This is a genomic window from Herbaspirillum sp. Her3 (assembly GCF_057961275.1).
In genome coordinates this window covers 3,414,893-3,427,546 of sequence record NZ_CM176328.1, presented here as the reverse complement: position 1 = coordinate 3,427,546, position 12,654 = coordinate 3,414,893, and the positions used below count along the sequence as shown (strand labels likewise).

General features: G+C 58.3%; 12 protein-coding genes and 2 tRNA genes. 13 read left to right on the top strand and 1 reads right to left on the bottom strand.

What is annotated here, in order from left to right:
- Positions 1-21 precede the first annotated feature (21 nt).
- The 12 genes from ACVC5H_RS15585 (at position 22) to ACVC5H_RS15530 (ending at position 10,169) form a co-directional block, all read left to right on the top strand.
- Positions 22-98: transfer RNA gene (locus ACVC5H_RS15585), tRNA-Val, on the top strand.
- 102 nt (positions 99-200) lie between these two features.
- Positions 201-277, top strand: a tRNA-Val gene (locus ACVC5H_RS15580).
- Positions 278-619: 342 nt separating this feature from the next.
- The gene (locus ACVC5H_RS15575) at positions 620-1,027 is read left to right on the top strand and encodes a response regulator (RefSeq protein WP_338719135.1); all 408 of its coding nucleotides are present in this window, start codon (positions 620-622) and stop codon (positions 1,025-1,027) included.
- A 474-nt stretch (positions 1,028-1,501) separates the two neighbouring features.
- Positions 1,502-3,409, top strand: a complete 1,908-nt coding sequence (gene thrS, locus ACVC5H_RS15570; protein ID WP_489618730.1) for a threonine--tRNA ligase — start codon at positions 1,502-1,504, stop codon at positions 3,407-3,409.
- A 73-nt stretch (positions 3,410-3,482) separates the two neighbouring features.
- Positions 3,483-4,004, top strand: a complete 522-nt coding sequence (gene infC / locus ACVC5H_RS15565) for a translation initiation factor IF-3 (RefSeq protein WP_088753697.1) — start codon at positions 3,483-3,485, stop codon at positions 4,002-4,004.
- Between the two features lie 257 nt (positions 4,005-4,261).
- The gene (gene rpmI, locus ACVC5H_RS15560) at positions 4,262-4,459 is read left to right on the top strand and encodes a 50S ribosomal protein L35 (RefSeq protein ID WP_006712688.1); all 198 of its coding nucleotides are present in this window, start codon (positions 4,262-4,264) and stop codon (positions 4,457-4,459) included.
- Between the two features lie 25 nt (positions 4,460-4,484).
- Positions 4,485-4,847 carry a 50S ribosomal protein L20 gene (gene rplT / locus ACVC5H_RS15555; RefSeq protein WP_006712690.1) on the top strand — a complete coding sequence of 121 codons (363 nt, stop codon included), beginning with the start codon at positions 4,485-4,487 and terminating at the stop codon, positions 4,845-4,847.
- Positions 4,848-5,056: 209 nt separating this feature from the next.
- Positions 5,057-6,085 carry a phenylalanine--tRNA ligase subunit alpha gene (gene pheS, locus ACVC5H_RS15550; RefSeq protein ID WP_008328031.1) on the top strand — a complete coding sequence of 343 codons (1,029 nt, stop codon included), beginning with the start codon at positions 5,057-5,059 and terminating at the stop codon, positions 6,083-6,085.
- Positions 6,086-6,156: 71 nt separating this feature from the next.
- Positions 6,157-8,583 (top strand): phenylalanine--tRNA ligase subunit beta, encoded by a 2,427-nt coding sequence (gene pheT, locus ACVC5H_RS15545; RefSeq protein ID WP_489618729.1) that lies wholly within the window; start codon positions 6,157-6,159, stop codon positions 8,581-8,583.
- Between the two features lie 64 nt (positions 8,584-8,647).
- Positions 8,648-9,061 carry an integration host factor subunit alpha gene (locus tag ACVC5H_RS15540; protein ID WP_026051953.1) on the top strand — a complete coding sequence of 138 codons (414 nt, stop codon included), beginning with the start codon at positions 8,648-8,650 and terminating at the stop codon, positions 9,059-9,061.
- 3 nt (positions 9,062-9,064) lie between these two features.
- A complete protein-coding gene (locus ACVC5H_RS15535) occupies positions 9,065-9,469 on the top strand; it encodes a MerR family transcriptional regulator (RefSeq protein WP_489618728.1) in 405 nt (134 codons plus the stop codon).
- A 175-nt stretch (positions 9,470-9,644) separates the two neighbouring features.
- Entirely contained in the window at positions 9,645-10,169 is a 525-nt protein-coding gene (locus ACVC5H_RS15530; RefSeq protein WP_489618727.1) for a GNAT family N-acetyltransferase, read from the top strand.
- A 232-nt stretch (positions 10,170-10,401) separates the two neighbouring features.
- Here ACVC5H_RS15530 and ACVC5H_RS15525 read toward each other — a convergent pair whose 3' ends face one another.
- A complete protein-coding gene (locus tag ACVC5H_RS15525) occupies positions 10,402-11,004 on the bottom strand; it encodes a phosphatase PAP2 family protein (RefSeq protein ID WP_489618726.1) in 603 nt (200 codons plus the stop codon).
- Between the two features lie 468 nt (positions 11,005-11,472).
- Here ACVC5H_RS15525 and epsL point away from each other — a divergent pair, with 468 nt between their 5' ends.
- Positions 11,473-12,651, top strand: a complete 1,179-nt coding sequence (gene epsL, locus ACVC5H_RS15520) for an XrtB/PEP-CTERM-associated polysaccharide biosynthesis outer membrane protein EpsL (protein ID WP_489618725.1) — start codon at positions 11,473-11,475, stop codon at positions 12,649-12,651.
- Positions 12,652-12,654: the final 3 nt, after the last annotated feature.

Here is a 12,654-nt window from a genome sequence, read left to right as displayed (position 1 = left end):
CTATACTCTCGCTTCTTCGTTAGGCGCGTAGCTCAGCTGGTTAGAGCACTACCTTGACATGGTAGGGGTCGTTGGTTCGAGTCCAATCGTGCCTACCAATTCTTCTGGTCCCGTGCGGGATGGTCGGGTTGGGGCGGAGCGATAAAAAGGAGGCGCGTTCTCGGCTTCCTTTTTTATTTTAAGTAGCAGCATTCTTCGATAGGCGCGTAGCTCAGCTGGTTAGAGCACTACCTTGACATGGTAGGGGTCGTTGGTTCGAGTCCAATCGTGCCTACCAATTCTTTTGCTTCCGGATGAAGCTGAAGGGTTGGGTGAAGAAATATGCGACACATGCAGGAATCCACAAAAGGAAGCGCGCTGGCGGCTTCCTTTTTGTTTTTCTGCGCCATCCTTCATTTCCATTCATTTCCCCGTGAATCCTGACCACTGCTGATGCCAATGGCGTGGCAGCGGCCTCCATGGCTTTGCGGCGGGTCAATGGCAGGTGAGAAAAAGTGAATTTTATGAAGGAATGCGCGAGATGTTTCGCGGAAGCATCTCAAAATGCTTTACACTTGCCCCGAATTTTTTCGCGGATAACATCTCCAATCCTCATTTTCACGGTTCAACGAATTTTCCTATGGCAGCAGATGATCAGTATTTCCTCGTGGTTGATGACTTTTCGACAATGCGTCGCATTGTCAGCGGCCTGCTGAAGGAACTCGAATACACCAAGATGGTGGAGGCCGACGACGGCTCTTCGGCCTTGAAAATCCTGGAGGCGGGCGCCTTGCCGGTGACCTTCGTGTTGACCGACTGGAACATGCCGGGCATGGATGGCTTGACGCTGCTCAAGAAAATCCGCGCCACGCCCTCGCTGGCCCATCTGCCGGTGCTGATGATCACGGCCGAGGCCAAGAAGGAAAACATCGTCGTGGCGGCGCAGTCGGGTGCCGATGGCTACATCGTCAAGCCCTTCACGGCGGCTACCCTCAAGGAAAAGATCGAGAAGATACTGGCTCGCCGCGCCGCGATGGCCAACGCTTGATGAGCGGCTTGATTCGCTTCGCTTGAGACGGCAAACGGCAGACGGCATCTTCGGATGCCGTTTCGTTTTTTGGCGTGAGGCGTCATTTCTGATCGATGGAAGTGAAGAAGCTTGCCGGTTATCGCCGTTTCCGCCGGGCCCGGGTAGCCCGACAGCGCCGTATTGTCCGGGGTATGGGCTGATGCTGTGCGGCAAGCGTGCCGATGTTCGTGCAAAGTTTGCTATAATGCTGCGCTTCGGTCTGTTCTGCCCCTGCTGGCAGCTGCCCAGAGATTCCATACCCCCTCATCTGTAAGAGCGAGAAAGGCAAACCGGTTATGACACCGCGAACTACCACCGAGGTTTTCACGCGACGCTAGTCGGGTTCTTTTTCGTCCTTTGAAAAAGCGCGGCTGGTCCGCGTTTTTTTTCGTCCGTCTTTTCGACATTACCCTCAACAGGCAAGGCAGCAAGGCTGCCGACATGGAGTGCACAATGGTTTCAGTTCGTCTTCCCGATGGTTCGCAACGCCAGTTCGACAACCCGGTCACGGTGGCGCAGGTCGCCGCCAACATCGGCACCGGCCTGGCCAAGGCGGCCCTGGCGGGCCGCGTCGATGGCAAGCTGGTCGATACGTCCTATCTGATCGACAAGGATGCGGACCTGGCCATCATCACCGACAAGGATGCCGATGGCCTGGAAGTGATTCGCCACTCCACTGCCCACTTGCTGGCCTATGCGGTCAAGGAGCTGTTCCCCGACGCCCAGGTCACCATCGGCCCGGTCATCGACAATGGCTTCTATTACGACTTCTCGTACAAGCGTCCCTTCACTCCGGAAGACCTGCAAGCCATCGAAAAGAAGATGGCCGAGCTGGCCAAGAAGGATGAGCCGGTCACCCGCAAGGTGCTGCCGCGTGACGAGGCCGTGGCTTACTTCAAGTCCATCGGCGAAGACTACAAGGCCGAGATCATCGCCTCCATTCCGCAGAACGAGGACGTCTCGCTCTACACCGAAGGCAACTTCACCGACCTGTGCCGCGGCCCGCACGTGCCGTCCACCGGCAAGCTGAAGGTATTCAAGCTGATGAAGCTGGCCGGTGCCTACTGGCGTGGCGATTCCAACAACGAGATGCTGCAGCGTGTCTACGGCACTGCCTGGGCCAAGAAGGAAGATCAGGAAGCCTACCTGCACATGCTGGAAGAGGCCGAAAAGCGCGACCACCGCAAGCTGGGTCGCGCGCTGGACCTGTTCCACTTCCAGGACGAGGCGCCGGGCCTGATCTTCTGGCATCCCAAGGGCTGGACCATCTGGCAGCAGGTGGAGCAATACATGCGCCGCGTCTATCAGGACAACGGTTACCAGGAAGTGAAGGCGCCGCAGATCCTGGACCGCTCGCTGTGGGAAAAGACCGGCCACTGGGAAAACTATCGTGAAAACATGTTCACGACCGAGTCGGAAAACCGCGCCTATGCGTTGAAGCCCATGAACTGCCCGGGCCACATCCAGATCTTCAATTCCGGCCTGCACAGCTACCGCGACCTGCCGCTGCGCTATGGCGAATTCGGCCAGTGCCACCGCAATGAGCCCTCGGGTGCGCTGCACGGCATGATGCGCGTGCGCGGCTTTACCCAGGATGATGGTCACATCTTCTGTACCGAAGACCAGATCCAGGAAGAAGTGGCTGCCTTCAACCGCGTGGTGCGTGAAGTCTATGACTGCTTCGGTTTCAAGGAAGTGGCGGTGAAGCTGGCGCTGCGTCCGGAAAAGCGCATCGGCGCAGAAGAGGTCTGGGACAAGGCCGAGAATGCCCTGCGTGAAGCCATCCGCGCCTCCGGTTCGGAGTGGGAGGAACTGCCGGGCGAGGGCGCCTTCTATGGCCCGAAGATCGAATACCACCTGAAGGATTCCATCGGCCGTTCCTGGCAGTGCGGCACCATGCAGGTGGACTTCTCCATGCCGGCGCGCCTGGGTGCGGAATATGTCACGGAAGACAACAACCGCAAGGTGCCCGTGATGTTGCACCGGGCCATCGTCGGCTCGCTGGAGCGCTTCATCGCCATCCTGATCGAAAACCACGCCGGTGCCATGCCCTTGTGGCTGGCGCCAACGCAAGTTGTCATCCTGAATATTTCCGATGCGCAGGCCGATTATGTGCAGAACGTTGCACAAACGCTGAAAAAACAAGGGTTTAGGGTCGAGACCGATTTGCGCAACGAGAAGATTACCTATAAAATACGGCAGCATTCTATTCAGAAGCCGCCCTATATCTTGGTTGTCGGCGATAAAGAACGGGATGCCAACACTGTGGCCGTGCGTGCGCGGGGCAATGTCGATCTGGGCGTCATGTCCATCGACACCTTGGTGGAACGCCTCAAGGATGAGGTAGCCGCCAAAGCCTGAGACGGGGAAGCCTAGGGCTTCCTCCCAGCGCAAGAGCACGGCTTAATTCATTGGATTTTAAAAGGAAACTGCAATAGCTACTGACAAGTCGCATCGCCTCAACCGCGAGATCACTGCGCCGGAAGTGCGCCTTTCGGGTGTCGACAACGAGCCTCTGGGCATCGTCAGCCTGGCTGAAGCCTTACGGCTTTCCGAAGAGGCTGAAGTCGATCTGGTCGAGATTGCGCCCACTGCGCAACCTCCGGTCTGCCGTCTGATGGACTACGGCAAGTTCAAGTACCAGGAGCAGAAGAAGGCACACGAGGCCAAGCTCAAGCAGAAGGTCATCCAGGTCAAGGAAGTCAAGTTCCGCCCGGGTACCGATGATGGCGATTACAACATCAAGCTGCGCAACCTCACCAAGTTCCTGGAAGACGGCGACAAGACCAAGATCACGCTGCGTTTCCGCGGTCGTGAAATGGCTCACCAGGAAATCGGCATGCGCGTGCTGGAGCGCCTGAAGGCTGATCTGGAACCGTATGGCCAGGTCGAGCAGTTTCCCAAGATGGAAGGTCGCCAGATGATCATGGTGCTGGCGCCCAAGAAAAAGAAATAAATCGTTTATATCTTTTTCAGTTTTCCTGGTTTCAAGCAGTTAGCCGTATCAGGACGACATCTCCCCGGTGTCGTCCATGCCGCAGACCTTGCGGCGCTAAGGCCGACAAAGGATTTGCAGGGCGCAGGCGACTGCGCCAGGCAAAAGCAGCGGGTTCTCCCGCTGTCAAATAAGTGAGAGCAGGCATCCAAGAGCAGCGAGCGTGCTGCCACCTGCAATCATCAAAAAATGGAGCTGTCCGAAAGGACAGAGTTGCTATGCCTAAGATGAAATCGAAGAGCAGCGCGAAGAAGCGTTTTCGCGTCCGCCCGGGCGGTACCGTCAAGCGCGGTCAAGCCTTCAAGCGTCACATCCTGACCAAGAAGACCACCAAGAACAAGCGTCAACTGCGCGGTACCGAGGGCGTCCATGAGACGAACCTGAATTCCGTTCGCGCGATGCTGCCGTTCGCTTAACCTCACCATACACTAAGGAGCTACTATGCCTAGAGTCAAACGTGGGGTAACAGCACGTGCCCGCCACAAGAAAGTCCTCGCACTCGCCAAGGGTTACCGCGGCCGTCGTAAAAACGTCTACCGTATTGCCAAGCAAGCAGTCATGCGCGCTGGTCAGTACGCGTACCGTGACCGTCGTAACAAGAAGCGCGTGTTCCGCGCCCTGTGGATCGCCCGTATCAACGCCGCTGCGCGTTCGCACGGCGTGACCTACAGCGTGTTCATGAACGGCCTGAAGAAGGCTGCGATTGAACTGGACCGCAAGGTTCTGGCCGACATGGCTGTCACCGACAAGGCTGCTTTCGCTGCCATCGTCAACCAGGTGAAGGCCAACATCGCTGCCGCCTAAATCGACAGCGTGTTTGCGGTAGCCGGCCGCAACATCCGACGCAAGTCAGACGAGCAGCCGGCGCTGCAAAATCCTGCGGGGCAAAGGTGTTACACCGATGCCCCGTATGTTTTTGATCCACGGTTTCGTGGATTTTTTTGATTCACCTTCCGTGAATCCCTTCTTTTCGACTTCGTCGTCGGATTTTCGATTGGAGCGAGACTTACCGCATGAATCCCCTAGACCAACTCCTGGGCCAACTGGTCACGCAGGCGCAGGCTGATTTCGCCGCCGCGCCCGACGCCGCCGCACTGGAAAATGCCAAGGCCAAGTACCTCGGCAAGACCGGCCAGATCACCGAGCAGATGAAGGGACTGGGCAAGCTGGCGCCGGAAGAGCGCAAGGTACAAGGGGCGATCATCAACGTCGCCAAGGAACAGATCGAAACCGCGCTGACCGCACGCCGCGATGCTTTGGCCCACGCCCAGATGCAGGCGCGCCTGAATGCCGAAGCCATCGACGTCACCTTGCCGGGCCGCGGCCGTGGCGTGGGCGGCATTCACCCTGTGATGCGCTCGTGGCAGCGCGTCGAGGAAATCTTCCGCTCCATCGGCTTTGACGTCGCCGACGGTCCCGAAATCGAGACCGACTGGACCAATTTCACCGCATTGAACAGCCCCGAGAATCACCCGGCGCGCTCGATGCAGGACACCTTCTATATCGAAGGCAACGACACCCAGGGCAAGCCCCTGCTGCTGCGTACCCACACCAGCCCGATGCAGGTGCGCTACGCTCGCATGAACAAGCCGCCCATCAAGGTCATCGCACCGGGCCGCACCTATCGCGTCGACAGCGATGCCACTCACTCGCCGATGTTCCACCAGGTCGAAGGCCTGTGGATCGCCGAGGACATCAGCTTTGCCGACCTCAAGGGCGTGTACCTCAACTTCGTCAAGGCCTTCTTCGAGACCGACGATCTGCAGGTGCGTTTCCGTCCGTCCTACTTCCCCTTCACCGAACCTTCGGCCGAGATCGACATCGCCTTCGGCAGCGGTCCCCTGAAAGGCCGCTGGCTGGAAGTCTCCGGCGCTGGCCAGGTGCATCCGACCGTGGTGCGCAACATGGGCCTCGATCCCGAGCAGTACATCGGTTTCGCATTCGGCTCGGGCCTTGAGCGCCTGACCATGCTGCGCTACGGGATCAACGACCTGCGCCTGTTCTACGAAGGCGACCTGCGCTTCCTGAAGCAATTCAATTAATTCGATCACGCAGGGCGCCGCGCCGTCGCGGCGCGCCTCTGGCTCATAGCCGATAGCTGAAAGTCTGAATCATGCAATTCTCTGAAAAATGGCTGCGTACCATGGTCAATCCGACCATGACCTCGGATGAACTGTCGCACTTGCTGACCATGTCCGGTCTGGAAGTCGAGGAAGTCGAACCGGTCGCGCCTCCCTTCACCAACGTGGTGGTGGGTGAGGTGCTGGAAGTGACCAAGCATCCGGATGCGGACCGCCTGAACGTCTGCCGCGTGAATGTTCATACCGGCACCATCCTCAACATCGTCTGCGGCGCGCCCAATGTGCGCGCGGGCCTGAAGGTGCCTTGCGCCATGGTCGGTGCCGTGCTGCCGCCGGGTGCCGATGGCAAGCCCTTCGAGATCAAGGTCGGAAAGCTGCGCGGCGTGGAATCGCAGGGCATGTTGTGCTCGGCACGCGAACTGAAGCTGTCGGAAGATCATGGCGGCCTGCTGGAGCTGCCCGACGATGCGCCGGTAGGCCAGAATTTCCGCGACTACCTGCAATTGAATGACCTGAAGTTCACCATCAAGCTCACTCCCAACAAGGCCGACTGCCTGTCGGTGCTGGGCGTGGCGCGCGAAGTCTCGGCGCTGACCGGTGCACTGCTGAAGGCTCCGGTCTATCAAGCCGCTGCCGTCAACCTGGACGAGAAACTGCCCGTACGCATTTCCGCGCCTGATCTGTGCGGCCGCTTTGCCGGCCGCGTGATCCGTGGCCTCAACGCCAAGGCCGCCACGCCGCAATGGATGAAGCAGCGCCTGGAGCGCAGCGGCCAGCGCTCGATCTCGGCCCTGGTGGACATCTCCAACTATGTGATGCTGGAGCTGGGCCGTCCCTCGCACGTGTTCGACCTGGACAAGATCCACGGCGGCCTCGACGTGCGCTGGGGCCGCAAGGGTGAATCCCTGAAGCTCCTCAACGGCAATACCGTGGAAGTCGATGAATGGGTCGGCGTGATTTCCGACGACAAGGAAATCGAATCGCTGGCCGGCATCATGGGCGGTGACGCGACTGCGGTCTCGCTGGAGACCACCAACATCTACCTGGAAGCCGCTTTCTGGTTCCCGCAGGCGATCCAGGGGCGTGCGCGCCGCTACAACTTCTCGACCGATGCCGCGCATCGTTTCGAGCGTGGTGTGGACTTCGCCACCGTGGTCGATCACATCGAACGCATCACCGCGCTGCTGCTGGAAATCTGCGGCACGCCCGAGACCCGCGTCGGTCCCGTGGACGACCAGATCGTCAACCTGCCCAAGCGCGAACCGGTCTCGCTGCGCACCGCCCGCGCAGCCAAGGTGATCGGCGTGGAGATCACCGACGAGATGGTGTCGGACATCTTCAAGCGCCTGGGCCTCTCGTTCGACTACCAGCCTGGACTGTTCTCGGTGACACCGCCGTCCTATCGCTTCGACATCGAGATCGAGGAAGACCTGATCGAGGAAGTTGCGCGCGTCTACGGCTTCGAGAACATCCCGGCGCTGCCCCCGGTGGCCGCCAATGCGATGCGCATCGCGCCCGAGAATACCCGTTCGCTGTTCGCCATCCGCCGCCTGCTGGCTGATCAGGACTACCAGGAAGTGGTCAACTTCAGCTTCGTGGAGAGCGCCTGGGAAGCCGACTTCGCCGGCAATGCCGATCCCATCAAGCTGTTGAACCCCATTGCCAGCCAGATGAGCGTGATGCGCTCCTCGCTGATCGCCGGCCTGGTGGCCAATGCCCGCTACAACGTCAACCGCAAGGCGGCGCGCATTCGCGTCTTCGAGGTGGGTGCCGTGTTCAGCAAGAATGCTGCCATCGCCGATGGTCCGCTGGCTGTCGCCGGTTTCGAGCAGCCCAAGCGCGTGGCCGCGCTGGCCTATGGCCCGGTGGCTGACGAGCAATGGGGCCAGCCGACCCGCAACGTCGATTACTTCGACGTCAAGGCCGACCTGGAAGCACTGTTTGCCCCGCGCGCGCTGCGCTTCGTCAAGGCGGAACATCCGGCCCTGCATCCGGGGCGCACCGCCCACGTGCTGGTGGGTGACAAGGTAGTCGGCGTGATCGGCGAACTGCATCCCAAGTGGCAGCAGAAGTACGACCTGCCGCTGGCGCCCGTGGTGTTCGAGGTGGATGCGCAAGCCTTGCAGCAGCGCGACCTGCCGTCCTACGTCGAAATCTCCAAGTTCCCGGCGGTCAGCCGCGACATCGCTCTGGTGGTCAAGCAGTCGGTCGGCGCCCAGCAATTGCTGGACGTCTTTGCCGCTGAAAAGCAGAGCAATGCGGATTGCGCTATCTTGCAAGCCCTTGTTTTATTTGATGAATATCAAGGCAAGGGACTCGAAGCGGACGAAAAAAGCCTTGCGTTCCGCTGCACCTTGCAAGATACTCAAAACACCCTTCAGGATGACAAGGTTGACCTTGCGGTGAATGCACTGGTGGCCGCTGCGAGCGCCAAGCTCGGCGCCAGGTTGCGTGCCTGATGTGATGTCCGAGAGCGAAAATAATTACAGACCGGAATCGGTTGAGGCCCAGTCATTCATCGCCATGAACAACGTGAATTCGAACGAATTTCAATCCGTGCTGGACGCCGACCTGCATCGTGCCGTACTGGAATCTCAGGCACGTTCGCAGGCTGACAAGAACCTGCCGACGCTGACCAAGGCCGAGCTGGCCGAACTTTTGTTCGAGCAGGTCGGTCTGAACAAGCGCGAAGCCAAGGACATGGTGGAAACCTTCTTCGACGAGATTCGCAACGCACTCGAACGTGGCGAGGCCGTCAAGCTGTCCGGCTTCGGTAATTTCCAGCTGCGCGACAAGCCGCAACGGCCTGGTCGCAATCCCAAGACTGGCGAGGAAATCCCGATCACGGCGCGACGTGTCGTGACCTTCCATGCCAGCCAGAAATTGAAGGAAATGGTGGAACTCTCCAGCGGCAGCCCCGTTGAAATGTCCGTCTAATCTATGAATGATCGTGTCAACAAACCGGCGGCCATCGTCTTGCCGCCCATCCCGGCCAAGCGTTATTTCACGATAGGCGAGGTCAGCGAACTGTGTGGCGTCAAGCCGCACGTGCTGCGCTACTGGGAACAGGAATTCACCCAGCTGAAACCCGTGAAGCGTCGCGGCAACCGGCGTTATTACCAGCACCATGAAGTGCTGCTGATCCGCCGCATCCGCGAGCTGCTTTACGAACAAGGCTTCACCATCAGCGGGGCACGCAACAAGCTCGATGGCACCCACGAGGCGGAGCTGCCGCAAGAGCCGCAACGTCCGGTCATCAGCCTGGATGAGGCTGCCATCGACGCGCTGCGTGCGGAGTTGCAGGCCGTGCTGGAGACCTTGAAGCCGGGCGCAGCAGCCACCTGAGCAGTTCTGATGGTCCCGCTTGGCGCAGCTGCGTCGGGCACGGCGACCTTGGTCGTATCCGTGGCGGAGGCCACCATTGAAACGCCGCAGGCGGGTCTTCTATGACCATCCTGCGGCGTTTTTCTTTTTCAAATCGGTGCTGGCGCCGAGCCCGTCGCTCACAAGGAGAACATCCATGACCCACTACCAATGGCGCCCGATGCGGGCCGACGATTTGCCGCAAGTGATGCATATCGCGGCACAGGTACATGAAGCTTATTTCGAGGCGCAGGAAGTCTTCGCCGAGCGGCTGGACTTGTTTCCTCAAGGCTGCCGGATTGCGATTGCCCAAGAGGTGATGGAAGAGGTCATCGGCTACGCCTTCATGCATCCAGCCAGGCATCGCCATCCGCCGGCGTTGAATACCTTGCTCGGCAGTCTGGATGGCTCCGACTGCCTGCACCTGCATGACGTGGCCTTGCTGCCGCGGGCGCGCGGTTCAGGACTGGGCCGCGCGCTGGTGGAGGACTTGCTGCGTCTTTGCGTATTGGCTGCTTTGCCGCGTGCCACGCTGGTGGCGGTTCATGCATCGAGTGCATATTGGCAGGCGGCTGGATTCACTATCGATGCGATGGCCGACCTGCCAGAGGATGGGGGCTTGGAGAGCTATGGGGCAGGGGCGTGTTACATGTCCAGGTGGGTGCAGAGCGAGGGGTGTTAAGCACTGCGGCCGCAGATGAAGTAGTCAAGTGGATTATTTTTACTGTGGTAAATATTTCCTAAATTGTTACAACCTTCGGTTTTTGCTTGATCGATTGACAACTTAACTCGTAGAATCAATAAAAAAGTTACAACATTTTGGGTGAGTTCAAGCAGTTAGCCGCAGGCGATTTCTGCCTGGCTGCCGTTGAGTTTTCAGTTGAGCGGCAGTTTTCATGAAGAGATTAACCGCCTCAGAGCGGTTCGTGGCGCATGTAGGGCTCGGGCCGGCCGGACAGATTCTTGGCCAGTTCCTGCAGGAAGCTCTGGGTAGGGGCGGGTTTATCGAAGCCGGTCATCATCAGCACGGCAGCAAGGCCCACCGGCAGCAACAGGTGGCGTAACGGCGGAGCCGACTGTCGCAGCGACAGGCCGAATCCCCAAGCCGCAGCGGCGCCCACCAGCAGGCCGAGCAGTACTTCGGATTCAGAATGAACTTTGATCATCAGTCGTGACAGCCCTACCGCGGTGACCAGCACCGCCGTCAGTGCCAGGACCAGTGCGCGCCGGGCGCGGCTGCCATTCTGTGTCAGCAGCAGTGCGATCGACAGGTAAAGCGCGCTGGAAGAGGCCGTATGGCCACTGAAGCCGGTGAAGTTGAGCCTGGGTAGGGTGATGTCCCAGCCCATGAACAGCAGCTTGCTGATGACGACGATGGACATGGCCATGCCGAAGGCGAGCAGCCAGGCGAACATCGGACGCCACATCCGGTTGGCGCCCAGCCAAAGTGCGAGGATGCAGGCGCCTGGAATGGTCATGGTGCTGTCGCCGAGGAAGGTGATGGTGTGCCAGTTCATTAAGAAATCAGTGGTGTCGGGAAGGGGGGATGCGATTTCGCCAAGGCATCTTAGCGGCTTGTGCAGCGCATATAAAGTGCCGGGACTCTTGTCGCAAGATAAACGTTCAGTTTTGTTGCATCGCGATATAAATAGTTTATGTGATTTGATGCGTTTGTTGCTAAATCACAAATTTTCCGATTCTCCTACAAGGCCATGCGTCCTTGTCTGATAGCCGCGATTTTACTGGCGCGTATCATTATTGGATCGTTTTTCCACGGGGCAATTCCTATCATATTTTTTTGCCTAAATTTCAAAAATGATGCATGATTACTCCTAAATTTTGCGTGTTGCAACGCAGCAATTTAAACGCTTAATGTTGCCATTGTTTCAAAAGTAAAACTATAAAAGAAAGGGCGCTGATTCGTGATGCCACGGCAGTTTCGCAATAGCAGCAAGCGCAAGACCCAGGTGCGAGTGTGTGCTCTGATGGTGTCGCTGACTTGCCCTTTTGTATTCGCGGCAGACCCCGGTCAGGTGGTTGTCCCGTATGTGCAGTATACGTATTTGCATGACGACAACTTGTTGCGGTTAAGCAGTCCGGAGGCGGCCGAGGCAGCGCTGGGTACCTCCAAGCTGTCGGATAACGTTCAAAGCAAGGTGGGTGGTATCCGTATTGATCGGATGGTTGGTCGCCAGCACATCTTGGTGGATGCAAGCGCCACCAAGAACACTTTTGATTTTTTCAAGCAGTTTGATAATGATGCGCGGGACCTCAAGGCGGATTGGGCGTGGGTGTTGGGCGAGCGATTCTCGGGCAACGTCGGCTATGTCTATTCTCGCTCCTTGACCCCTTTTCAGAACTTGCGGGTGTTTGTGCCGAATATCCGAACGATGGACACCAAATACGCCAGTGCGGCATGGCAACTACATCCAGACTGGACAGTGCGCGCTCAAGCCTCGCAATTTGGTTTGGCTTATGACTTGAGTAGCCAACAGGCTAACAACTTCACGCAGAATCTGGCGGAAGTGGGTCTGGATTACACGGCGCGAAGTGGAAGTGTGGCGGGCGTGCAAGCGCGCAAGACGGTCGGGAATTATCCTTTCGATACGGTGGTGGGGACGAGCACGCTTAATAACTCCTTCACCCAAGAGGATTACAAGGCCAAAATCGTATGGTTGTACAGCGGTGAGACAAAGTTGCAGTTTCTTGGGGGATTGACCCGCCGCGAGCGCAACTCAGCCGCTAGCGGCAATGGCTATCGCGGTTTCAATGCAAGATTGATTGGCGAGTGGCAAGCCACAGGAAAGACCGGCTTCAAGGCCAACCTTTGGCGCGAGATTGGCGGAGTCAACGATGTTGACGCTAACTTTGCACTGACCACTGGTGTCAACTTGGCGGCAGTGTATTTGCCCACCGCCAAGCTTCGCGTGGATGGTGTGATCGATCACGAACGTCGCAATTACAACGGCGCGTCGATCATTACAGGGATCACGCCATCCAATCGTCGCGACACTTACGACAAGGCCAGCCTGAGCCTGACCTACGCGCCTACGAATTCGCTGTCTCTGGTGCTGGCGGTATACCGCGAAAAACTGCAGTCCAACATCACCAGTTTCAGTTATCTCTCCAACGGCATCTCTTTGACTTCGCGCTATGAATTCTGAGGC

What these genes read in the sequence shown, in the direction of transcription:
- ACVC5H_RS15575 (WP_338719135.1), top strand. Translation starts at nt 620, where the DNA reads ATGGCAGCAGATGATCAGTATTTCCTCGTGGTTGATGACTTTTCGACA.
- thrS (WP_489618730.1), top strand. Translation starts at nt 1,502, where the DNA reads ATGGTTTCAGTTCGTCTTCCCGATGGTTCGCAACGCCAGTTCGACAAC.
- rpmI (WP_006712688.1), top strand. Translation starts at nt 4,262, where the DNA reads ATGCCTAAGATGAAATCGAAGAGCAGCGCGAAGAAGCGTTTTCGCGTC.
- rplT (WP_006712690.1), top strand. Translation starts at nt 4,485, where the DNA reads ATGCCTAGAGTCAAACGTGGGGTAACAGCACGTGCCCGCCACAAGAAA.
- pheS (WP_008328031.1), top strand. Translation starts at nt 5,057, where the DNA reads ATGAATCCCCTAGACCAACTCCTGGGCCAACTGGTCACGCAGGCGCAG.
- pheT (WP_489618729.1), top strand. Translation starts at nt 6,157, where the DNA reads ATGCAATTCTCTGAAAAATGGCTGCGTACCATGGTCAATCCGACCATG.
- ACVC5H_RS15540 (WP_026051953.1), top strand. Translation starts at nt 8,648, where the DNA reads ATGAACAACGTGAATTCGAACGAATTTCAATCCGTGCTGGACGCCGAC.
- ACVC5H_RS15535 (WP_489618728.1), top strand. Translation starts at nt 9,065, where the DNA reads ATGAATGATCGTGTCAACAAACCGGCGGCCATCGTCTTGCCGCCCATC.
- ACVC5H_RS15530 (WP_489618727.1), top strand. Translation starts at nt 9,645, where the DNA reads ATGACCCACTACCAATGGCGCCCGATGCGGGCCGACGATTTGCCGCAA.
- ACVC5H_RS15525 (WP_489618726.1), bottom strand. Translation starts at nt 11,004, where the DNA reads ATGAACTGGCACACCATCACCTTCCTCGGCGACAGCACCATGACCATT.
- epsL (WP_489618725.1), top strand. Translation starts at nt 11,473, where the DNA reads ATGGTGTCGCTGACTTGCCCTTTTGTATTCGCGGCAGACCCCGGTCAG.